We start from the raw sequence: 547 nt of genomic DNA, 5'->3' as shown, positions 1-547 counted from the left end.
TAATCAGCAGTAGCACTTCCGCCTGAACAGTAACGTCAAGCGCGGGTGTCGGTTCATCGGCAATTAAGATGTCTGGTTCGTTAATTAGCGCCATGGCAATCATGATGCGCTGTAACTGACCACCAGAAAACTCATGTGGATACTTATCATAGGCTTGTTGCGGGTTTGGCAAATGAACCAAATCAAACAGTTCAAGCACACGTTCTTTGGCTTTGCGCTGATTGACGGAGCGATGACACATCATGGCTTCCGCCACTTGAATACCGACCCGTATGTACGGATTCAGTGAAGTCATTGGCTCTTGGAATATCATCCCGATGCGATCGCCGCGAATGCGCTGCATTTGTCGCTCAGTTTTGTCCAGAATGGATTCCCCTTCAAACATGATTGACGAGTCTGGATGGACAATGGCGTTGTCTGGTAGCAGCTTCATTAAAGCGTTGGTGGAAACTGATTTGCCGGAACCAGATTCGCCGACGATAGACAGCGTTTCACCCGCTTGTAGCTCGAAGCTAACATTCTTTACTGCATCGACGATCCCATCGTT

The 547-nt window shown here is 48.4% G+C and carries 1 protein-coding gene; it reads right to left on the bottom strand.

Annotated features, from left to right (window positions below; translation table 11 throughout):
• A partial coding sequence (locus R7R24_RS29675; RefSeq protein WP_318120585.1) for an ATP-binding cassette domain-containing protein occupies positions 1-547 on the bottom strand: 547 nt, incomplete at both ends.

It is taken from the genome of Vibrio sp. 704, assembly GCF_033339295.1.
Note: the sequence above shows the minus strand (reverse complement) of the source record. Positions and strands in the feature narration are given on the sequence as shown.